The organism is Metabacillus schmidteae (genome assembly GCF_903166545.1).
GTDB classification, from domain to species: Bacteria; Bacillota; Bacilli; order Bacillales; family Bacillaceae; genus Metabacillus; species Metabacillus schmidteae.
The window spans coordinates 1,547,746-1,569,509 of sequence record NZ_CAESCH010000001.1; the positions used below are offsets into that span (position 1 = coordinate 1,547,746).

The following is a 21,764-nucleotide window of genomic DNA, read 5'->3' on the forward strand; positions in this document are numbered from 1 at the left end:
AAATGATAGATTACGCAAATATACTCGTACTATGAAGCGGTTGTACTTTAGCTTTTGGGTCAATATAGGCCTTTGCATTATTAACTGCAGTTGGAGCTTCACCAAATCCCGTAGCGATTAGCTTGACTTTTCCATCGTACGTACAGATGTCTCCGGCTGCATAAACCCCCGGAATATTGGTTTCCATTTTCGAGTTTACAACAACAGAGTTTTTTTCAATTGTTAGCCCCCAGTTTTTCATTGGACCAAGTGATGATAGAAACCCGTAGTTAATAATGACATCATCTACATCCACTATTTCTTCCGTTCCATCTTTTGAGTGTTCCAGTTTAACAGAATGTATTGTCTCTCCATCTCCATTAAGGCCAACAGGAATGAACGGGGTTTTTATCACAACATTACTTTTCATTAGATTAGTAACGCTTGATTCATGAGCACGAAACTTATCACGTCGGTGAACAAGAGTTACTTGAGCGGCAATAGGTTCCAGCATTAAGGACCAATCAACAGCAGAGTCACCCCCACCACAAATGAGAACCTTTTTGTTTCTGAACTTTTCAAGATTGTCGATAAAATAGTGAAGATTGCTTGATTCATAGATTTCAGCATTTTCTAATTCAAGTTTGCGAGGTTGAAAGGCACCGTTACCGGCTGTGAGAATAACCGTTTTTGTTAGATGTGCTTCTTTATTTGTAGTGAGTCGAATGACACCATCGTCAATAATCTCTAAGTTCTCAACCATTTGGTCAAGACAGATGGCAGGGTTGAATTGTTGAGCTTGTTCTTTGAGGCGGTCAATTAATTCCTGTGCACGGACTCTTGGGAATCCGGCTATATCGTAAATATATTTTTCAGGATAAAGGGCAGATAATTGCCCTCCTAGTTGAGGTAAGCTTTCAATAACCTTAACAGAAGAGTTTCTCATTCCAGCATAAAATGCAGCAAATAGCCCTGTTGGCCCTCCTCCAATAATGGTAATTTCCTGAACAGATGGGTGTGACATAGAATACCTCCTATTTACATTACGTTTATTTTACCTTCGTTAATTATAAGTAATATAAAATATTCTCAATCATCTGTCAAGATGTGAAATCTATAAAGAAATTATTTCTTATATATTTAAAGGCATGTTGTTCTTAATAAAAATGAGAAGACTGAGACTGTATAAACTAAATTAAAATTATGTTTTTTTAACGTTCGTAAAATAATTAGTATTTCAGAGTATAATAGAGAAAAAGATAGAATAAATGGTAAATCCCCAAGAAAACAGCCTTTAATTAACTTTGAAAGTTGGAAAACTATTCTGTATATTATGAATTAGTTACGAAAGAAATAAACACATAACACTTGGGAGGTTTTATCATGTCAATCACACTATCTAAAACGAAAACGCTTACAGTTAAAAAGGCTAATGGAATTGCAGAAGTACACATTCATGTGAACAAAACAAATGCTTATGATCTTGACTATTACAGAGAATTAAATGCTGCAATCGACGATATCCGCTTTGATAGTGATATTAAAGTTGCTGTGTTAATGAGTGATATGCCGAAGTTTTTCTCAGCCGGAGCGAATATTAACTTTTTAAAAGCTGCAGAGCCTCGCTTTAAAACACAATTTTGCTTATTCTGTAATGAAACACTTGATAAAATCGCCCGCTCTCCACAAATTTGGATTGCCTGCTTAGAAGGACATACAGTTGGCGGCGGACTAGAAATGGCACTTGCTTGTGACTTACGCTTTATGGGAGATGAAGCAGGAAAAATCGGCTTACCGGAAATTACACTAGGTGTATTAGCCGGCACAGGCGGAACACAACGTCTTGCACGTCAAGTTGGCCATTCGAAAGCGTTGGATCTTAATTTAACAGGTGAAACGTTAACACCACAGGAAGCTCTGGATATTCAGCTGGTTGACCGTGTTTTCCCTCAAGCTGAAACAAGAGCAAAAACATTAGAATACGCAGAGAAAATTGCAAGCAGTGCAACATATGCAGCATCAAATATTAAACTATCCATTATGAATGGAAAAGAAATGCCATTAAATGTAGCTGTTCGTTATGAGGGCGAGCTGCAAAATCTATTATTCCGTTCACAAGATGCTCAAGAAGGGCTGAGCGCATTTATTGAAAAACGCGGTGCTAATTGGTCTGGACAGTAAACAAATGATACGAGTGGGCGATATCGGAAAACCGATATCGCCGTTTTCATAAGAATAAAAGAATGGAAGTGAGTATTTATGAGGAATAAGCTGCAAACCTTGAAAGAATCAATTGAAGAGCATATTCAGCATGGTGATTCCGTTGTATTAGGCGCTTGCTTGGAGCCAATGATTCCCTTTGCCGCTGCACATGAAATCATTCGCCAGGAAAAAAGTGAGCTAACCGTCATCGCTCCTATTTCAGATATTTTGTTTGATATGTTAATTGGTGACGGAAGAGTGAAAAAAATAATTGCCGCATGGGCAGGAAATGTAAGTGCGGGTCTTGGTCATAATTATCGTCGTTCTATTGAAAAAAGTATTCCTTTACGAATAGAAATTGAGGATCATAGCAATTTTTCTATAGGATTGGCACTACTGGCCGGTGCAATGGGGGTACCGTATGTACCAGCGAAAACTCTTTTAGGAACAGGGCTTTTAGAAAGTAATCAACACTTTAAGGTGGAAGAGTATAACGGGGAAAAACTGGTCCATGTTCCTGCCTTAAACCCGGATGTTGCGATTATTGGCGTACAACGGGCAGACAAAAATGGAAACGCTCATCTTTGGGGGAATTTTGGGATAGCTCAGGATGCGGCACTTGCAAGTAAAAAGGTTATTTTATTAGCTGAGGAAATTGTGGATACGAGTGTCATAGAAAGTGATCCTAATCGAGTATTTGTGCCCGGCTTTAAAGTGACATCTGTCGTACATTGTCCGGCATTTTGCCATCCTTCTCCAATGCAAGGTCATTATGGTAGAGATCACGAATTTTTCCAAGAGTATCATACTCTTACAAAATCTAGAGAAGGATTTATTGATTGGATCAATAAGTGGGTAAAAGACGTTCAATCACATGAAAACTATTTAGAGATAGTTGGTCAATTAAGAATGGAAGCATTAAAAGTGAAGAGTCAGCATTTAGCCGCACCGGTTAATTATGCCTCTGAATAAAAGGGAGTGAAGAAGTTGAACTTTACAACAGAAGAGTTAATGGTAGTTGCTGCGGCAAGAGAAATAAAAGACGAGGAAGTTGTGTTTGTTGGCATGCGTTTACCGATGCTTGCCTTTGCAGTGGCGAAAAAGCTGCATGCACCAAATTCGGTTGGATTTTATGAATGTGGTATTGTCCGTGATGAGCCTTCTAAAACATTACTTTATACCATGGGAGATACTCCTAATGTGATTGGTGCTCAATGGTGTACATCAACAAATCACTTAATGTTTTTAATGCAGCAAGGCAATGTTGATTGTGGTTTTATCGGTGGGGCTGAAATAGATAAGTATGGTAATGTAAACACCTCATATATAGGTGATTATAAAAATCCAAAAATAAAACTCCCGGGAAGCGGAGGAGCAGCAGATATTGCTTCACTTTCAAAAAGACTTCTTGTCATTATGAATCATGAGAAAAGAAGATTTAGAGAGGGTGTTGATTATATTACTTCTCCTGGATATGGAAGTGGAGGAAATTGGAGAGAGGAACAAGGTCTTCCACGGGGTGGTATTGGTGCACTAATTACTACGCTTGGACTTATGAGGCCGGATCCTGTTACAAAGGAATTGGAATTAAGTAGTGTGCATCCGGGTATTACTGTTGAGGATGTAAAGGAAAATACAGGTTGGGAGTTAAAAGTATCATCTAATTTAATCGAAACAGCTCCGCCTTCTGAAGAAGAGCTTCGTGTTATACGGGAGATTGATCCTGAAGGATTTTGGACTGGAAAGAAATAGGGGGGATACTTTGCGTTCAAATGAAATAAACATTATGGTCAACTGGGGAGATACCGACAAAGCTGGTATTGTCTATTATCCAAATTATTTTAAATGGTTTGATATAGCAGGTCATCAATTCTTTCGAAGCTGTAATTTATCTCCACAAAAGCTTGAGAAGGAGAGAAATATTATTCTTCCACTTTTAGACGCAAGATGCAGTTTTGAAAAACCTTTATTATATGAAGATATTATGACCATTCATACAGAAGTACAGGAGATAAACAATAAAACAATTAAATTAAGTCATCAAGTCTTTAAAGGGAATGTAAGAACTGGTCACGGATATGAATTGAGAGGCTGGGTAAGCCAACAAGATCAACAAATAAAAGCTGTCCCCATTCCTTTAGAGGTGAAAAACATTTTACAAGAAAATACGCATACAAAAGACATGGCTGATAGAACTGTATTTAATGCATAATCGCAAACAATCCTCTATAATGTCTCATATGAACATAACATAATCAATTTGGATGGTGAAGAAGTTGAAGCCAAGGTCTTTGATGTTTACATTATACGGAGAATACATTGAATATTATGGAGGAGAAATTTGGGTTGGAAGCTTAATACAGATGATGAGCCATTTTGGAGTTTCAGAATCTTCTGTAAGAGGCGCTATTTTACGAATGGTTCAAAAAAATTTATTAACTGTTAGAAAGATAGGAAATAAAAGCTATTATTCATTATCAGATCAAGGAAATCGTAGAATGGAAGATGGGGTAAAAAGGGTTTATACCACGCAAAGTGAGACATGGGATGGTATGTGGAGAATTTTAACCTATTCGTTTCCAGAGGAAAAGCGGGAACTTCGTAATGAAATTAGAAAAGAATTGAACTGGACAGGGTTTGGAGCCATTTCAAACAGTACATGGGTTAGTCCTAATGCATTGGAAGATCAAGTATTAGAACTGATTCAAACGTACGAGATTGAAGAGAATGCCTTTTTATTCAGTGCTTCTTCAATTGTTTCACATGACAACCAAAGTATTATTGATAAAGGTTGGGATCTTGAAGCAATCTCAAGTGAATATGATATTTTTATCAACAAATATACCCCTATCTATGAAACTCTATGTGAAAAAGCACTAAATAACAGCATTTCAGATGTAGAATGTTTTATTGAAAGAACACAACTTGTCCATGAATATCGGAAGTTTCTTTTTCAGGATCCTGGTTTTCCTCGTGATTTACTACCTGATAAATGGTCTGGTGCAAAGGCAAGGGAATTATTTTGGAATATTCATCAACTAATTTCTATTCCGGCTGTCCGCTTCTTTGAAACTCTTTATGAAGCTGCACCTGATCGTGATGTCCAGGCAAAGCGTGATAAAGCGATAAATCCATTTAGAGATGTTCGTGTATAGGTAATATTCTTTTCTGTCTCACTCTACTACACCCAATTCCCCAGGTTCATCAAGTTTCTATAATGTATTAATAGTTCTCGATAGAAGTGAGGGATATTCATGAGTAAAGTATTAATGGAAGTTAGGAATCACCTTGCATTTGTTACGATTAATCGTGAAGAGCAGTTGAATTGTTTTGATTATGAAACACTTTTAGAACTTGAAAACATTGTAGAAGACATTAAACTTAATAAGGAAATCCGGGTTGTTATATTCACTGGAAAAGGTGAAAAAGCATTTAGTGCCGGAGCTGATTTAAAGGAAAGACGTACTTTAACCGAAAAAGAAGTAAGAAGAAATGTGAACAAAATTCGTGATGTTTTCTCAATGATTGAAGAATTACCACAGCCAACGATTGCAGCAATAAATGGGTATGCACTTGGGGGCGGTTTCGAGCTTGCACTTGTATGTGATTTCCGCTATGCTATCAAAACAGCTAAAATCGGTTTAACAGAAGTTAGTTGGGGAATTATTCCAGGTGCAGGCGGAACCCAGCGATTAAGCCGTTTAATAGGTACATCAAAAGCAAAGGAGCTTATTCTTACAGCGAGAAAAATTGATGCACAACAGGCTTTTGAATTAGGAATACTTAATAAAGTTGTTGATCGAATGGATGAGTTATCAAGCAGTGCCATTTCACTTGCAGAAGAAATCATGCAAAATGGCCCTCTTGCTGTTACTCAAGCGAAATATGCGATCAATTATGGATCAAGTGTTGATATGCATACAGGTCTTGCGATTGAATCGAAAGCATATGAAGTCATTATTCCATCCAAAGATAGAATAGAAGCTTTAGAGGCTTTTAGAGAAAAGCGTCCACCGAACTTTAAAGGAGAATAATATCAAAAAATCTAGTAAGTAAGCGTTGTCATTTAGTGCTGGGATATTGAACAAAATATCTGTGTTTTATTGGGGGTGTAACGGTGAATATTGAAAAGATAAAATATGACGGCTATCGAATCGGAATTCCAGTTCCTTTTCCAATGAAGTATGTTTACTGCTATCTATTTAAACAAAATGATGGATATACCTTGATAGATGTTGGATTAAACTACAGTGAAGCAAGAGAAACATGGGCAAAGGTCTTTGAATTTTTAACTATACAATTTTCAGATATAAAGACGATTTATTTAACACATTTTCATCCTGACCATACAGGTTTGGCCGGATGGATGCAGGAATTAACAGGTGCGGATGTTTATATGCATGAAATTGATACTGAAATGATGGAAAGAGTATTTGGCGAAAACAGTGTTCAAACCGTAAAATTAAAAGAAATGATCCTTAAACATGGTGTACCTGAACAACTAAGTGAAAAGATTATTATGCATATGGAAAAGCTCAGAAAAAGTGTTTTGCCATTGCCAAAATTTAAAAAAATTGGTTTGGAAGTTCAATTTGGTCATAAGGATTGGAAGGTTATTCATACCCCTGGACACAGCAGTGGTCATATATGTTTTTACCAAGAAAATGATAAAACGATGATTTCTGGAGATATGATTTTGGATAAAATTACTCCGAACATAAGCGTGTGGCCGGGAGCAAGCCAAAAACCATTACACGATTATATGGAGTCGTTAAAAATGCTGAAAACATTATCCATCAAAACAGCCTACACTGCACACAATGTGTCAATTGAAAACGTAAACGATCGAATTGATGAACTAATCGCCCATCATCATGAGCGATTAGCCAAAATAGAAAATTTGGCCCGAGGAAAAACGGCATTTGAAATCGCAGAAATTCTCTTCTCACATAAAAACTTAACTCCACACCAATGGCGATTTGCTATAGCGGAAACAATTGCCCATTTAAATTACCTGGAACAAGAAAATCGAATTGAATGTCAAGGTACAAGACCCATCATTTATCATGAAAAAATAAATGTTTCACATCAATAATGGATTTTATTTAGTGACTGTTTCGGAATGATTGTTTCTAAAGATACTATTTTTAACCTCTATAGTGGAATGAAGCGGAAGACACTCGACTCCTGCGGGAAGTGAGGAAAGGCTGAGACCCCGCAGGCAAAGCCGAGGAGGCTCAGCTTCCTCCCCGCGGAAAGCGAGAGTCTGCAGCGCAATGAAACGAACAAAGTATCAAAACACATGAATTCTCTACCCAGAATTCATGTGTTTTTTGTTTTGTATCATATTTTGTACGTTCGTAAATAAAACATAATAAATTCATTGACAGACTATTGCGAATGATTTATATTATTAAATATAGACGAAGAAATAAAAAACATAATAAAGATGAGGTGTAACAATGAGTGTGAATCAAACCGAGATTCTATTAGAGAAAGTCCAAAATGGCTTTAAGGTAGAAAATATTGAAGATATGAACGAGGAGTATTTAAAAGCATTAAAGCAAACATTGACGATTGTAGGAGATACTGAACTTCTAAGTGTGCCTCCACTCTTAACTGTCTATAATCAAGCACCGAACTTAAACTATAAAATTACCGCTCTAGCAATTATGCAGGATGAAATTGGGCATGCTCATATTGCTTTCAGATTATTAGAGGATCTAGGTGAAGACGTTAACAGTCTATTGTATGAGAGACAGCCGAATCGGTGGAAGAATCCTTATGCATTTGATTATAAATTAGACAATTGGATTGAATTAGGTGTTTTTAATGGGCTATTTGACCGCGCCGGATATACATTGCTCGGTGATGCGCATGAGCATACATCATACGGACCATGGAAACGTGCCTTAGTTAAAGTAGATAAAGAAGAATTGTTTCATTTAAGAAATGGTGAAATCATTATGAAAGCTGGAATGAAAAAGCCGGAAACAGCTAAGCAGGTTCAGGAAGCTGTTGATTGGATGTTCTTAATGGCTCTCGAGTTTTTTGGTGTGGCAGATGGGCTGAAAAGCCGTTCGGCACAACTTGATTACAGGTTAAAAGGGAGAACAAATGATGAACTTCGTCAAAGGTGGTTATCAACGGCTGTTCCATTCTGTGAGTCAATTGGTGTAAAAGTTCCAGCTCACTATGATGAAGAACAAGGTAAATATGTTTTAGATGTACCATTCCCATGTAAGTTCGATGTAGAAAATAAAAAATGGTTATTTGATCAACCTGATACATGGGAAAACGTAATTCAACGCTTTAAAGCCCGCGGACCGCAGAATGAAGAATTTGTTCATAGAATTCAAAAGGGTGCCAGGGAGTTACAAGAAATGAGAGAAGAGGTGGTATAAGTGTTGAACGAAACAACAATCAATGCACAAGCAACAGCAAAATATTGGAATGCCCTCAAGGAAGTAATGGATCCTGAATTTCCAATCAGCGTCGTAGATATGGGGTTAATCTATGAAATTATGAAAAATAAAAATCAATTAGAAGTTCGGATGACATATACGTCAACAGGATGCGCTTGTATGCAGTGGATTGAAAGCGATATCAAAGAGCGCTTGCTTAAGGAAGAAGAAATTAATGATGTAAATATTCAGGTTGTATGGGATCCGCCTTGGACGGTTAACAACCTTAGTGAAGAAGGAAAGAAGATGTTAAAGCATTGGGGGGTAAGTTCATGACAGAATTGAAACAGATTGACTACTTACTTTTTACCCGAATTAAGCGTGGAGACGATTTGATTCAAGTTGGGTCTTTTAAAGCAACATGTGACGACTTAGCCAAAATTTATGCCGAACATATTTATGATGAAGAAGATTGGGTGGAAATGCATGTCGTGCCAAAAGAGTCGTTGATTTGCTTACGTAGTCCCGAACCATTATTTAAAAAGGAAGGGGTGAACTAAATGGCAGAGAACAATTACAGCTCATTAATAACTCTCGCTGAAACGATAGCAGATAATAAATATATTTTAGGTGATCGTCTTGTTGAAATTGGTGTAAGCGGACCAACACTGGAAGCAACACTATCGGCCATTGCAATGGCTCAGCAGGAATTAGGTCACTCCCGATTAATTTACAGATGGGCGAATGATTTAAAGGGTGTAAACGGCAGTAAAATTGAAATTAAAGATCAAACAGGAAAGGCATTTAGTCGAAATGTAGAAATAAATAATTGGATTGAACTCATTGCCGGTCTTTATGCGGTAAATGTAGCGACAGATTTAGTCATGCGAGCAATTATCGAAAGTGGAAATACCGATATTAATCATCCTTTCAGCAAAATGCTAAAAGAGCAAAATGAGCATCTGGTTTATTCGAAAGTTTGGTGTAAACAGTTACTAAATGATAAGGGATCTATACCTGGACATTTTAAGATCTCTTTAGAGAAGGTGATGATTGAAGTTGTTGAGTGGTTGAAGACAATAGAGTCAGACCATCTCTTACTCTCGCAAAATATTATAAATAAAAATGAAAACTTAGTTTCTAAGTGTAAAGAAATTGTCAATGAATTACTGAATGTTGGAGCTGTTTCCAATGCTTGATCAACGTTCTGAAGTAAAATGCGCATTTTGTTCATCAAACAAGGTAGATAAGCTTTCATCATTTGGGACAGCTCAGTTAGTGAGACAGTATTATTGCAACAATTGTCGTTGTGTTTTCGAATACATTCGTTGGCAGGACTCTGAAACGAAAGAATGAAAGGTGTCGACTAACAATGGGGCAAATAAAACAAATTGGTGTAGTCGGATCTGGAACAATGGGTGCCGGTATAGCACAGCTAATGATTCAACATGGCTACAAAACAATCCTATACGATCTTCAGTATGATTTTTTGCAAAAGGCAAAAACAACTATTGAAGCAAAGTTAAATCGCTTAGTTGAAAAGAAGAAACTAACAGATAAAGAAATGACCTCCAGCATCAACCTCCTAGACATAACAACAGACCTGCAGGATTTTAACCATTGTCAATTAGTAATAGAGGCAGCCCCTGAAAAAATTGAGATTAAACGATCTCTATTTACACAACTCGAAGAAATTTGTTCACAAGATACAATTTTAGCTACAAATACATCATCTTTTTCAATTACAGAAATTTCCGGTCATATGTTACATCCTGAGCGGGTCATAGGCCTTCACTTTTTTAATCCAGCTCCATTGATGCCCTTAGTAGAGGTAATAAAAGGATTAAAAACAGAGCCGAAAACAGTAGAGAGATTAGTAGAATTTGCGAAAAACATTAATAAAACTCCTGTAGTTTGTAAGGACACTCCGGGATTTATCGTGAACCGGGTTGCTCGCCCTTTTTATAATGAAGCACTAAGAATTATGAATGATCAAGTTGCTGATGTTGAGCAAATCGATCGCATTATGAAACGGGCAGGAAAGTTTAAAATGGGTCCATTCCAATTACAGGACTTAATAGGTATTGATGTGAATCTTGCCACAACGAAATCAGTTCATGCCGGTTTTCATGGAGAAAGTCGATTTAGACCGCATTTTTACCAGGAGCGAATGGTTCAAGCTGGAAGCTTGGGGCGGAAGTCTAATGGAGGATACTTTCATTATGATGAATAAAACTATAGCCGTTATAGGTGAAAATTTACTAGCTAAGAGAGTGGTAGGAGTTCTTGAGAAAAAAGTGAAGGGAAGTATTCCTTTTAATGAGTTTTCGTTGTTGGAGCAAGCTGATCTCGTCATTGAAACAACGAATCTTCATTTAGAGGAAAAGAAAAGAAATTTACAACAAATAGAGTCGATCGTATCGCCTGACACATGTATCCTATCATCCATTCTTCACGTATCTGCAACAGAAGCAGCTTCATGGCTGCAACAACCTGATAGACTTGTAGGGTTTGCTGCTTTTGCTGACTTTTATGAGCATGACCTTGTTGAAGTGGCACTTCCCCTACAGGCTGATTTACGTTATCTCCAAAATGTACAATCAATGTTTCAATTACTAGGTATAGAGACAGAAGTTGTGGAGGATGAAGTTGGATTAGTATTTCCGCGCATTCTGTCACTCATTATTAATGAAGCTGCTTTTGCATTAACCGAAGGTACAGCATCTGCTTATGATATTGACCAAGCGATGAAAAAGGGCACAAATTATCCGTTAGGTCCTTTTGAATGGTGTGAGAAGATCGGGTTAGATGATGTATACGCTGTTTTAGCAGGTTTATATAAACAGTATGGGGAAGAGCGGTACCGACCTGCACCTCTTATGAAAAAGCTTGTTTATGCAGGGTGGATTGGCGGTGAAAAAGATAAGTGTTTTTATCACTATCAAAATCGTAATATAAAGGAGTTTTCACTATGAAAGAAGCCGTCATCATTGATGCTGTTCGAACACCTATCGGTAAGGTGAACGGCGCTTTAACAAGTGTCAGGCCAGATGATCTTGCGGCACATGTCATAAAAGAATTGCTCAATCGAATCTCAATTGATAAAGATCTCATTGAAGATGTTTATTTTGGATGTGCAAACCAAGGTGGTGAAGACAATCGAAATGTTGCCAGGATGGGTTTGCTATTAGCAGGAGTACCTGAAACAGTGTCAGGTGTAACTGTCAATCGTTTGTGTGGTTCTGGACTTGATGCTATTAACCAAGCATCAGCAGCCATTAAAGCAGGTCTTGGTCAAGTATTTATCGCTGGTGGAACAGAAAGTATGACTAGAGCTCCGTATGTCATGATGAAGCCGCATATAACAAATCCACGCGGAAATCAAACATTACATGATACAACAATAGGCTGGCGCCTTGTTAATCCTAAGCTTGCAGAAATGTACCCTCCTATTAGTCTAGGAGAAACAGCAGAAAATGTAGCTGAAAAATACCGGATTTCAAGAGAAGAACAAGATGAATTAGCTTTTCTTAGTCAAAAGAAAGCAGAACAAGCTATCAAAACAGGCAGATTTAAAGAAGAAATTGTTCCAATGGAGATTTCTCAAAAGAAAGGTGATACTGTTTCGTTTGATACAGATGAACATGTAAGACCTGACACAACAATGGAAGCGCTATCTAAACTCCGGCCTGTTTTCAGAGAAGGAGGAACGGTAACTGCGGGCAACTCTTCAGGAATTAATGATGGGGCAAGTGCGTTATTAATCATGGAAAAAGAGACCGCTCAGCAGCTCGGCTTAAAACCAATTGCAAAAATTGTTACTTCCGCTGTAAGTGGTGTAGATCCCGGCTATATGGGGATTGGTCCGATCCCCGCAACACTAAAGGCATTAAAAAGAGCAAACCTTACAATCAATGACCTTGATCTCATCGAAATTAATGAGGCTTTTGCAGCACAATCTGTTGCATGTATCAAAGAGCTTGGTCTTCCAATGGAAAAGGTCAATGTGAATGGTGGAGCCATTGCTTTAGGACACCCTCTTGGATGTAGCGGGGCCCGAATCGTAACGACTCTTGTTCATGAAATGCAAAAGCGGGATGTCCGCTATGGATTAGCGACAATGTGTATCGGGGTAGGTCAGGGAATTTCTACAATTATTGAAAAAGTTTAAGGAGAGTGAGCGAAGTGTTAAATGTAAGCAATCAAACCGGCGTGATAAAAGAAACGTACCAATTATACATTAACGGCGACTACTCAAATAGTAGTAACAATCATTTTTTCGAAACAATTAATCCTGCAACCGGTGAGGTGTTAGCAAAGGTTGCCAAAGCAACAAAAGATGATGTTGATCGGACAGTTGAAGCGGCAAGAAATGCATTTGAGACAGGAAAATGGCCAAGACAAACTCATACAAAGCGTGCAAGGTTGTTGAATAATATTGCAGCCATTATGAGAAAGCGTTTCAATGAATTGGTTGAAGCAGAGGTGTTGGATACTGGTAAAACAGTTGCTGCAGCACAAGGACAGATTACTCAGGCGATTGAAGATTTCGAATTTTATGCAGGAGCTATTTCAACATTTGGAGGCCGTACAAATCCTATGCCAAATGGATTCTTTAACTACACATTAAAGGAGCCTGTTGGTGTATGCGCACAAATTATTCCTTGGAATTATCCATTCATGATGGCGGCATGGAAAGTAGCTCCTGCACTGGCCGCAGGATGTACCGTCATTTTAAAACCAGCTTCGAACACACCAATTACCGCGTATATGCTTGCTGACATTTGCCATGAAGCTGGTGTACCAGAAGGGGTTGTCAATGTCATTACAGGCAGCGGTTCTGAAATTGGCCCTTATTTAACAGAACATCCGGGTGTCGATAAGGTGGCCTTCACTGGAGAAACAGAAACAGGTAAGGATATCATGGCCCGGGCATCTCAGACATTAAAACGAGTGACTCTTGAGTTAGGCGGGAAATCACCGAACATTGTGTTTGATGACTGTGATATTGATGGAGCCGTTGTTGGATCTCTTTATGGAATTTTTTATAACACCGGTCAATCTTGTGAAGCGCGATCAAGACTGTTTGTTCATGAAAATATTTACGATGAATTTTTAGCAAAGTTCATAGAAAAGGCAAAGCTGTTAAAGGTAGGCGATCCTTTCAACAAAGAAACACATATGGGTGCATTAATTTCTAAAAGCCATGAAGAAGTGGTGGATGGTTATGTACAGCTCGCAGTCGAAGAAGGTGGCGAAGTTTTATATGGAGGCAAGCGTCCTGAGGGGCCTGAATTTGAAAAAGGTTATTGGTATATGCCAACAATCATCGGCAATGTCACAAATGATATGAGAATTGCACAAGAGGAAGTGTTTGGTCCTGTAGTTGTTGTAATGAAGTTCAGTGATGAAAAAGAAGTTCTGAAATTAGCTAATGATACGATTTTTGGACTTGGGTCAGCTGTTTGGACAAAAGATCACGGTAAAGCTCATCGACTTGCAGCAGGACTGCGAGCTGGAATTGTGATGGTAAATAACCCAATCTCTGCATTCCCTGGAACACCTTTTGGCGGCTATAAGCAATCAGGGTTTGGAAGAGAATTGAGTGTTGAGACATTGGATTTATATACAGAAACAAAAAGTGTTGTCTCTTATACTGGAGAACGTCCTTTAAACCTATTTGGAATTTAATTTTTTAAGAGTAGGCTGTTTTCACAAAGGTTGTGGCTTTTAAAACACTATTTTAGCTCTGCAGCGCAATGGAACGGACTAATTTTCAACCTTTCTCATCAGAACAACAAAATATGCGAAAACAGATTTAAATTAACTACAAAGATAATAAAAAATGGAGGAATTAAAATGACGACAGCAGAAACGAAAACAAAAAATTTAACGGTGGTAAAAAACAATGGAATCGCTGAAGTACACATTCATGTAAACAAAACAAATGCTTATGATCTTGACTATTACAGAGAATTAAATGCTGCGATTGACGATATCCGCTTTGATAGTGATATTAAAGTGGCTGTGTTAATGAGTGATATGCCGAAGTTTTTCTCAGCCGGAGCAAATATTAACTTTTTAAAAGCTGCAGAGCCTCGCTTTAAAACACAATTTTGCTTATTCTGTAACGAAACACTTGATAAAATCGCCCGCTCTCCACAAATTTGGATTGCCTGCTTAGAAGGACATACAGTTGGCGGCGGATTAGAGATGGCACTTGCTTGTGACTTACGCTTTATGGGAGATGAAGCAGGAAAAATCGGCTTACCGGAAATTACACTAGGTGTATTAGCCGGCACAGGCGGAACCCAACGTCTTGCACGTCAAGTTGGCCATTCGAAAGCGTTGGATCTTAATTTAACAGGTGAAACGTTAACACCACAGGAAGCTCTGGATATTCAGCTGGTTGACCGTGTTTTCCCTCAAGCTGAAACAAGAGCAAAAACATTAGAATACGCAGAGAAAATTGCAAGCAGTGCAACATATGCAGCATCAAATATTAAACTATCCATTATGAATGGAAAAGAAATGCCATTAAATGTAGCTGTTCGTTATGAGGGCGAGCTGCAAAATCTATTATTCCGTTCACAAGATGCTCAAGAAGGGCTGAGCGCATTTATTGAAAAACGCGGTGCTAATTGGTCAGGAAAATAAAAGGATTACCTGGTTGGAAGACGAATATTAAATCAAAAGGTAAAGACTCTACTTTACCTTTTGATTAATGTGAAGAATGTATTCAAGCAATATATGCCTAACAAGTTCATAAAATCGTTTTTCTTGGGGGGAAAAATGTGATCGAATCAGCAACTACCTTTAAGGGATTAAAGGAGCGTTATAATGCAGCTAATCGGTTCATTGAGGAAAATGTACGAAGAGGATTGGGTGAAAAAATAGCCATTATTGGTGATGATGAACACGTAACATACAATGATCTTCTTATACAGGTGAATAAATTTGGAAGCGCTTTAAAGGAACTTGATATTGAAAGAGAAAATAGGATCATTCTATTAACTTATGATTCTCCTGAGTTTATTGCAACGTTTTTTGGAACAATGAAAATAGGAGCTGTTCCTATACCAATCAGCACGATGTTACAGCCCCAGGATTATGAGTATATGTTAAATAATAGTCGTGCAAAGGCTCTTGTCGTTCATGAGGATATTTGGAACAGTTTACAAGAGTTTCGTGAACGTTTTGTATTTCTAAAACATATTATTGTTATTTCGAAACAAGCTTCACATAGTACGGACGTTTTCAATTTTCATGAAATGACGAATCGAGCATCTTCTGAATTACAATCTTTATATACAACCCCAGAAGATCCAGGCTTTTGGCTATATAGTTCAGGTAGTACAGGCAACCCGAAAGGAGTCATGCACTACCATAAAAGTATGGAAGCAGCTTTTGATAACTTTGCAAAACAAGTGTTGAACATAACTGAAGCTGATATTACGTTTTCTGCTTCAAAGCTGTTTTTTGCTTACGGGCTAGGTAATGGCATGTATTTTCCGCTTGGAGCCGGTGGGACGACCGTTCTAATGAAAGACAGACCAACCCCGGAAAACATCTTTAATAAAATTATTGACTCAAAACCAACCGTCTTTTTCGGAGTACCAACTCTTTATGGTGCCATGATTAACTATGTAGAAAAAACAGGTTCAATTCCAGACCTTTCTTCTGTCAGAATCTGTGTATCTGCAGGGGAACCGCTTCCTTCTGCCTTTATAAATAAATGGAGAGAAATCTTCAATTTAGATATACTCGATGGAATTGGCTCAACCGAGGCATTGCACATATACCTCTCGAACCGAATTGGGGATGTCAAAAGTGGCAGCACAGGAAAAGTCGTTCCTGGGTATGAGGCAAGAATTCTTAATGATAACTCACAAGAGGTTGGTCCAAATGTGGTTGGTGACTTAGTTATTAAAGGTGAGAGTTTAACTGGTGGCTATTGGTGCAATATCGAGGAAAATCATCGGAAATTTTACGGTGAATGGATGTACACCGGTGATAAATATTATCGTGATGAAAATGGTTGCTTTTGGTATTCAGGTCGATCAGATGATATGTTAAAGGTTGGTGGCATCTGGGTCTCACCAATTGAAATTGAAACAGTGCTTTATCATCATGAAAAAGTTTTGGAAGTTGCTGTTATTGGAAAGAAAACGGAGAATAATTTAGTATATCCTAAAGCATACATCGTCTTAAAAGAAGGAGTCGAACCTTCTGAAGAACTTGCGGGTGAGCTAAAATTATATGTGAAAAATAATTTGGCTCCATATAAATATCCAAGAGAAGTAGAGTTTTTAGAGGAATTACCAAAAACAGCAACAGGTAAAGTACAAAGGTTTAGGTTAAGAACATAGATTTTAAATGATAGAAAATAATACCTAACATATAAAACGTTAGAATCAGTTAAAAAAGATTCTAGCGTTTTTTCTTATTACTCGATAGCTCGTTATGCTTATAATAAAATAGCAATAGTTATGTTGATGCTTTCTTAAAATTGCTGCGGGTTTACCTTTCTCCTTAACTATATGGTACAATTATATTATACCCCAGTTACGTATATTTAACTTTATATATTAAAGGGAAAAAGAGGGAGGGAATTGCATGGCTAATTCTGAAGAAGGAAAAGTGACACATAGATCAACAAAAGAAAAAGATCAATTGATTACCCGTTTAAAACGAATCGAAGGCCAAGTCCGAGGAATTCAAAATATGATTGAAAATGAGAGGTATTGTGTAGATATTCTCACCCAAATTTCGGCTATTAACGCAGCCATGAATAAAGTCGGCCTTCAATTGTTGGAAAAGCATGCACACCATTGTGTATCAGACGCGATTAGGGATGGAGATGGAGAAGAGGCCATTTCAGAATTAATGGAAGTGTTTAAACGTTTTTCTAAATCTCAGTAATTGAAAGATGCTGGCAGTCTATCTGTTGACATACCCACAGGGGGTATGGTAAATTGAATTTATGATAGTTCTTTGATAAAAGTTGTTTATTAAATACCTTACTAGGGTATTGTATAATAGAAATGTTAAGGAGGAATTTTCTATGAAACAAGTAACACTAAATGTAGAGGGAATGTCTTGTGGACATTGCGTGAATTCAATTGAAGGAAATGTAGGAGAGTTAAAAGGTGTTGAAGCCGTTAAGGTACATCTTGATACAGGAAAAGTTGATGTAACATTCGATTCGAACGTCGTAAGTATGAAAGAAATTACAGATGTAATTGAAGATCAAGGATATGATGTGGAAAGTTAATTTTATATAGAAATACAGAGTGATTGTGCTGGTAGCCGGCACAATTACTTTTTACAAAAATATATACCCCCTAGTAGTATGTAGCGAGGAGTGAGAAAACATGAATCAAAAGGAAACAACACTGCAAATCCAAGGTATGACATGTGCAGCTTGTGCGACAAGAATTGAAAAAGGACTTAAAAAAATTGAAGGGGTCGAAGAGGCTAATGTGAACTTTGCCCTTGAGAAAACGAATATAAAATATAATCCCGATATTACGGATGTAGGGAAGTTTAAGGAAAAAGTCCAATCTTTAGGCTATAACGTTGTAAGCGAGAAAATGGAGTTTGATATTACGGGAATGACGTGTGCTGCATGTGCGAATAGAATTGAAAAACGGCTAAACAAATTAGAAGGCGTTGATCAAGCAACAGTTAACTTCGCGTTAGAAACAGTTCGTGTGGAATATAACCCTGATCAGGTATCCATTTCTGATATGAAAGAGGCAATTAAAAAATTAGGTTATTCGCTTGAACAAAAGCAAGAAAAAGAAGGAGAACAAGTCGATCATCGTCAAAAAGAAATTGAAAAGCAACAAGGGAAGTTTCTTTTCTCGGTCATTTTGTCATTTCCGTTATTGTGGGCCATGGTCAGTCATTTTGAATTTACACGCTTTATTTGGCTTCCGGATATGTTTATGAATCCTTGGGTCCAACTAGCTCTAGCTACACCTGTTCAATTTATCGTAGGTAGACAATTCTATGTTGGAGCTTATAAGGCGTTAAGAAATAAAAGTGCAAACATGGATGTACTCGTTGCATTAGGTACATCAGCTGCTTATTTTTATAGTTTGTATTTAAGTATTATGTCAATCGGTTCAAACGAACATATGGTTGAGCTCTATTATGAAACAAGTGCTGTTCTTATTACATTAATAATATTAGGTAAATTATTTGAAGCAAAAGCGAAAGGCCGATCCTCAGAAGCAATTAAGAAATTAATGGGGTTACAGGCGAAAAACGCAACGGTTATGCGTAATGGTCAAGAAATGATCATTCCAATTGAAGATGTATTAGAAGGCGATATCGTCTATGTGAAACCAGGTGAAAAAGTGCCGGTTGACGGTGAAATTGTTGAAGGACAATCAGCGCTTGATGAATCAATGCTAACCGGAGAAAGTATTCCAGTCGATAAAAAGGGAGGAGACCATGTCATTGGTTCAACGATCAATAAAAATGGCTTCCTAAAAATTAAAGCAACAAAAGTAGGGAAAGATACGGCTTTAGCTCAAATTATTAAAGTGGTGGAAGAAGCCCAAGGTTCAAAAGCACCGATCCAACGTTTAGCTGACGTAATTTCAGGTATTTTCGTACCTATTGTAGTCGGTATAGCGATTGTAACCTTCCTTATATGGTATTTTGCTGTTAGCCCCGGAGATTTTGCCGAAGCCCTTGAAAAGTTCATTGCGGTATTAGTTATCGCATGTCCTTGTGCACTTGGTCTTGCCACACCAACTTCCATAATGGCTGGATCCGGTCGTGCAGCTGAATTTGGTATTTTATTTAAAGGTGGGGAGCACCTTGAAACAACTCATCAATTAGACACTGTTATTCTTGATAAAACAGGTACAGTTACAAATGGAAAACCATCTTTAACTGACGTTATTTTAGCTGAAGGTATCGATGAAACAGAATTTCTTACGCTTGTTGGTACATCAGAGCGAAACTCAGAACACCCACTTGCCGAAGCAATCGTTGAAGGGATTAAAGAAAAAGATATTACACTAGGATCAGCCGATACCTTTGAAGCCATTCCAGGTTTTGGGATAAAAGCGGCTGTGCAAGGTAAGGAACTAGTTATCGGTACAAGAAAGCTGATGGCGAAACATAATATCGATGTAAAAACTGAATTAGTGAAAATGGAGAATTTAGAGAAGCAAGGGAAAACAGCGATGCTCGTAGCCATTGATGGACACTATGCAGGTATTGTTGCTGTTGCAGATACCATTAAAGATACATCTAAAGAAGCCATTTCCCGCTTGCATAGCATGGGCTTAGATGTAGTTATGATTACAGGGGATAACACCAAAACGGCTCAAGCAATTGCAGAACAGGTTGGAATTAAAAACGTCATTGCAGAGGTTTTACCGGAAGGCAAGGCAGAAGAAGTGAAAAAGCTTCAGCAGGCTGGTAAAAAAGTAGCCATGGTAGGAGACGGAATAAACGATGCCCCGGCACTAGCTACAGCTGACATTGGGATGGCGATTGGTACAGGTACAGATGTGGCCATGGAAGCAGCTGATATCACGCTTATCCGCGGGGATTTAACAAGTATTGCAGACGCAATTTATATGAGTAAGAAGACAATCACAAATATTAAGCAAAATCTTTTCTGGGCACTTGCTTATAACAGTTTAGGTGTTCCAATTGCTGCATTAGGATTCTTAGCTCCATGGTTAGCCGGAGCAGCAATGGCTTTCAGTTCTGTATCTGTTGTTATTAATGCCTTAAGGCTTCAAAGAATTAAGTTAAAGGCTTAAAAGTAGAAAGGAGGCGCCTAGTTTGAAAAAAAGTATATTGATTTGGACCATTTCAGCAATCGTGTACCTTGGAGTAGTCATTGTAGGTTTCAAAGTTTACGCTAGTATGAATCCAAAATCAGAAGAACACCTTACCCATGAAACTACTGATCAGGAAGAAGAAAATAAGAATCATAGTCATCACGATGACGAAAATCATAGTGTAAACACAATTAGCGACGTTACACCAAAGGTTTCTTATGCTAACGGAGAAATCACCATTGAGTTAAAAGATAAGAATAACAATGTTCCGGAACTGGAAGTTTCCCATGAAAAATACATGCATTTCATCGTCGTGAGTTCAGACTTAAAAGAGTACCACCATTTTCATCCCGAGAAAGCGGGAGATGGAATCTACAAACAGAAGGTAAGTTTACCAGGTCATTCTTATCAAGCGTTTGTTGACATTAAACCAAAAGGTTTTCAATATTCTGTAACACCTATGGAATTCCATGTTGGTAAAGCGAATCATGAACACGAGGAGAATGATCTAGTAGCCGATAAGGAATTTATTAAGACCATCAATGGTCAAACAGTTGAATTAATAACTGAGTCTTTTGAAGTCAACAAAGAAATAACCCTTAACTTTGATGTGAAGAATGCAAAGCCTGATCCATATTTAGGCGCCTTAGGCCATGTTGTTATTTTGGATGAAAATGGAGAGCAATATATCCATGTTCACCCGGTAGCGGATGATAAGACTGTATTTGAAACACAGTTTGATAAACCGGGAATTTATAAGCTATGGGCAGAGTTCAAGTTCGGGGATCAGGTCAATGTTTATCCATTTGTTATAGAAGTAAAAGAATAAATGGAAAAAATGGAAAGATGTCCTTCCACTATATCCTAAACCGTTCTGTTTTGAGGTGTATTTTTAATAATATGTGCTGAAATGACTATCGTATTGGCATCATTATTGGTATATAAAACCTCACTCACAGGTATATGGTTCACTGTAATCTTTTAAATAAGATGTTTTGTCCTTTATCTAAGAATCACGAAAGTAAAATAAGCGGAGTTTTTTCGGTTAAATGCAGAATGGAGCTTGTTTCGGAGAAAATAAGGGGAGTTTTTCCGATTATGCACAGCAAAGTTTCCTATTTTCGAATCTTTCGAGCCAATAGGCGGAATCCCTCCGTCTATTACAGCCTTTTTTTACTATTAATTATTAATTATTAATTATTAATTAAGCGGAATTTTTCCGTGTATTTATCAGCTCTGTTGCTTAACCTGATCTCCAAACCATTACGTGTGAACCCTCTCAATCCTAGATTTTAACTGCCCCTATTATGCTTTTGATCATAGACCAAAAGGAATATTTGCGCGAAGATCGTTTTGTTCGATTTGA

The 21,764-nt window shown here is 37.7% G+C and carries 23 protein-coding genes; 22 read left to right on the forward strand and 1 reads right to left on the reverse strand.

The window, feature by feature from the left end; translation table 11 throughout:
* Positions 1 to 10: 10 nt before the first annotated feature.
* Entirely contained in the window at positions 11 to 1,003 is a 993-nt protein-coding gene (locus HWV59_RS07460; protein ID WP_175638479.1) for an NAD(P)/FAD-dependent oxidoreductase, read from the reverse strand.
* Between the two features lie 359 nt (positions 1,004 to 1,362).
* Between HWV59_RS07460 and HWV59_RS07465 the strand changes: the two genes are divergently transcribed.
* The 22 genes from HWV59_RS07465 to HWV59_RS07570 all read left to right on the forward strand — a co-directional run bounded on the left by HWV59_RS07465 (position 1,363) and on the right by HWV59_RS07570 (position 21,227).
* Positions 1,363 to 2,160 (forward strand): enoyl-CoA hydratase/isomerase family protein, encoded by a 798-nt coding sequence (locus tag HWV59_RS07465; protein ID WP_102230011.1) that lies wholly within the window; start codon positions 1,363 to 1,365, stop codon positions 2,158 to 2,160.
* A 78-nt stretch (positions 2,161 to 2,238) separates the two neighbouring features.
* Positions 2,239 to 3,153, forward strand: coding sequence for a CoA transferase subunit A (locus HWV59_RS07470; protein ID WP_175638480.1), 915 nt, complete (start codon positions 2,239 to 2,241; stop codon positions 3,151 to 3,153).
* A gap of 6 nt (positions 3,154 to 3,159) precedes the next feature.
* Entirely contained in the window at positions 3,160 to 3,933 is a 774-nt protein-coding gene (locus HWV59_RS07475; RefSeq protein ID WP_235991687.1) for a CoA-transferase subunit beta, read from the forward strand.
* 10 nt (positions 3,934 to 3,943) lie between these two features.
* Positions 3,944 to 4,393, forward strand: a complete 450-nt coding sequence (locus tag HWV59_RS07480; RefSeq protein WP_102230013.1) for an acyl-CoA thioesterase — start codon at positions 3,944 to 3,946, stop codon at positions 4,391 to 4,393.
* A gap of 64 nt (positions 4,394 to 4,457) precedes the next feature.
* The gene (locus HWV59_RS07485; protein ID WP_102230014.1) at positions 4,458 to 5,336 is read left to right on the forward strand and encodes a PaaX family transcriptional regulator; all 879 of its coding nucleotides are present in this window, start codon (positions 4,458 to 4,460) and stop codon (positions 5,334 to 5,336) included.
* Positions 5,337 to 5,435: 99 nt separating this feature from the next.
* Complete coding sequence (locus tag HWV59_RS07490) at positions 5,436 to 6,215, forward strand: enoyl-CoA hydratase-related protein (protein WP_175638481.1); 780 nt, start codon at positions 5,436 to 5,438, stop codon at positions 6,213 to 6,215.
* Positions 6,216 to 6,298: 83 nt separating this feature from the next.
* A complete protein-coding gene (locus HWV59_RS07495) occupies positions 6,299 to 7,276 on the forward strand; it encodes an MBL fold metallo-hydrolase (RefSeq protein ID WP_175638482.1) in 978 nt (325 codons plus the stop codon).
* 367 nt (positions 7,277 to 7,643) lie between these two features.
* Positions 7,644 to 8,585: a Phenylacetic acid catabolic protein gene (locus tag HWV59_RS07500; RefSeq protein WP_407941557.1), complete on the forward strand. Its 942-nt coding sequence runs from the start codon at positions 7,644 to 7,646 to the stop codon at positions 8,583 to 8,585.
* A 3-nt stretch (positions 8,586 to 8,588) separates the two neighbouring features.
* Complete coding sequence (locus HWV59_RS07505; protein ID WP_268921757.1) at positions 8,589 to 8,921, forward strand: metal-sulfur cluster assembly factor; 333 nt, start codon at positions 8,589 to 8,591, stop codon at positions 8,919 to 8,921.
* Positions 8,918 to 9,145: a hypothetical protein gene (locus tag HWV59_RS07510; RefSeq protein ID WP_175638483.1), complete on the forward strand. Its 228-nt coding sequence runs from the start codon at positions 8,918 to 8,920 to the stop codon at positions 9,143 to 9,145. The genes HWV59_RS07505 and HWV59_RS07510 overlap by 4 nt, the downstream gene beginning before the upstream one ends.
* Positions 9,146 to 9,784, forward strand: a complete 639-nt coding sequence (locus tag HWV59_RS07515) for a Phenylacetic acid catabolic protein (RefSeq protein ID WP_175638484.1) — start codon at positions 9,146 to 9,148, stop codon at positions 9,782 to 9,784.
* The gene (locus tag HWV59_RS07520; protein ID WP_175638485.1) at positions 9,777 to 9,941 is read left to right on the forward strand and encodes a PaaD-like zinc ribbon domain-containing protein; all 165 of its coding nucleotides are present in this window, start codon (positions 9,777 to 9,779) and stop codon (positions 9,939 to 9,941) included. The genes HWV59_RS07515 and HWV59_RS07520 overlap by 8 nt, the downstream gene beginning before the upstream one ends.
* A 16-nt stretch (positions 9,942 to 9,957) precedes the next feature.
* The gene (locus HWV59_RS07525; RefSeq protein WP_175638486.1) at positions 9,958 to 10,818 is read left to right on the forward strand and encodes a 3-hydroxyacyl-CoA dehydrogenase NAD-binding domain-containing protein; all 861 of its coding nucleotides are present in this window, start codon (positions 9,958 to 9,960) and stop codon (positions 10,816 to 10,818) included.
* On the forward strand, positions 10,808 to 11,560 hold the full coding sequence (locus HWV59_RS07530) for a 3-hydroxyacyl-CoA dehydrogenase family protein (protein ID WP_175638487.1): 753 nt from the start codon (positions 10,808 to 10,810) through the stop codon (positions 11,558 to 11,560). Before HWV59_RS07525 ends, HWV59_RS07530 begins: the two co-directional genes overlap by 11 nt.
* The gene (locus tag HWV59_RS07535; RefSeq protein WP_175638488.1) at positions 11,557 to 12,756 is read left to right on the forward strand and encodes a thiolase family protein; all 1,200 of its coding nucleotides are present in this window, start codon (positions 11,557 to 11,559) and stop codon (positions 12,754 to 12,756) included. Before HWV59_RS07530 ends, HWV59_RS07535 begins: the two co-directional genes overlap by 4 nt.
* A gap of 14 nt (positions 12,757 to 12,770) precedes the next feature.
* The gene (locus HWV59_RS07540) at positions 12,771 to 14,276 is read left to right on the forward strand and encodes an aldehyde dehydrogenase family protein (RefSeq protein ID WP_235991688.1); all 1,506 of its coding nucleotides are present in this window, start codon (positions 12,771 to 12,773) and stop codon (positions 14,274 to 14,276) included.
* Positions 14,277 to 14,444: 168 nt separating this feature from the next.
* Positions 14,445 to 15,242 carry an enoyl-CoA hydratase/isomerase family protein gene (locus HWV59_RS07545; RefSeq protein ID WP_102230022.1) on the forward strand — a complete coding sequence of 266 codons (798 nt, stop codon included), beginning with the start codon at positions 14,445 to 14,447 and terminating at the stop codon, positions 15,240 to 15,242.
* Between the two features lie 137 nt (positions 15,243 to 15,379).
* On the forward strand, positions 15,380 to 16,954 hold the full coding sequence (locus tag HWV59_RS07550; RefSeq protein ID WP_175638489.1) for a benzoate-CoA ligase family protein: 1,575 nt from the start codon (positions 15,380 to 15,382) through the stop codon (positions 16,952 to 16,954).
* Between the two features lie 247 nt (positions 16,955 to 17,201).
* Complete coding sequence (locus HWV59_RS07555) at positions 17,202 to 17,507, forward strand: metal-sensing transcriptional repressor (RefSeq protein ID WP_175638490.1); 306 nt, start codon at positions 17,202 to 17,204, stop codon at positions 17,505 to 17,507.
* A 142-nt stretch (positions 17,508 to 17,649) separates the two neighbouring features.
* Entirely contained in the window at positions 17,650 to 17,859 is a 210-nt protein-coding gene (gene copZ, locus HWV59_RS07560) for a copper chaperone CopZ (RefSeq protein ID WP_102230025.1), read from the forward strand.
* A gap of 100 nt (positions 17,860 to 17,959) precedes the next feature.
* Positions 17,960 to 20,377: a heavy metal translocating P-type ATPase gene (locus HWV59_RS07565; RefSeq protein WP_175638491.1), complete on the forward strand. Its 2,418-nt coding sequence runs from the start codon at positions 17,960 to 17,962 to the stop codon at positions 20,375 to 20,377.
* Positions 20,378 to 20,399: 22 nt separating this feature from the next.
* Positions 20,400 to 21,227 carry a hypothetical protein gene (locus HWV59_RS07570; protein ID WP_175638492.1) on the forward strand — a complete coding sequence of 276 codons (828 nt, stop codon included), beginning with the start codon at positions 20,400 to 20,402 and terminating at the stop codon, positions 21,225 to 21,227.
* Positions 21,228 to 21,764 lie beyond the last annotated feature (537 nt).